At 75.6% G+C, this 553-nt stretch carries 1 pseudogene; it reads right to left on the bottom strand.

What is annotated here, in order from left to right:
• Positions 1-553 (bottom strand): annotated as a pseudogene (locus G3I65_RS40015) (polyketide synthase dehydratase domain-containing protein); the annotation flags it as partial.

Consider the following 553-nt stretch of genomic DNA (forward strand, 5'->3'; position numbering starts at 1 on the left):
CCCTGGAACGCCGGGCCGTAGCCGAAGCCGCGCTCGGCCAGCGCCGCGTACGCGCCGTCCAGCTCGACGGCGGTGGCGCCCGGGGGCGGCCACTCGGTCAGCGCCAGCCCCTCGGCCGCGGTCGTGCCGAGGACACCGGAAGCGTTGCGGGTCCACGGGTCTTCGGAGCCCGAAAGTCGTGAGTGGACGGTCACCTCACCGGAAGCACCGACCACCACCTGCACCTGGATCCCGCCCGACTCGGGCAGCACGATCGGTGCCTCCAGGGTCAGCTCGTCCAGTACCGGGCGGCCCGCGTGCGCCCCGGCCTGCAGGGCCAGCTCGACCAGCGCCGTGCCGGGGACGAGGACGGTGCCGAGCAGGCTGTGGTCGGCCAGCCACGGGTGCGTGCGCAGCGACAACGCGCCGGTGCACACCAGCCCGCCGGTCTCCGGCAGCGGGACGACCGCGCCGAGCAGCGGGTGGTCCGCGGTCACCAGGCCGGCCGAGCCGACGTCACCCGCGCCGGCCGGGGATTCGAGCCAGTAGCGGTCGCGCTGGAACGCGTAGGTCG

It is taken from the genome of Amycolatopsis sp. SID8362, assembly GCF_010550475.1.
Lineage (GTDB): Bacteria > Actinomycetota > Actinomycetes > Mycobacteriales > Pseudonocardiaceae > Amycolatopsis > Amycolatopsis eburnea.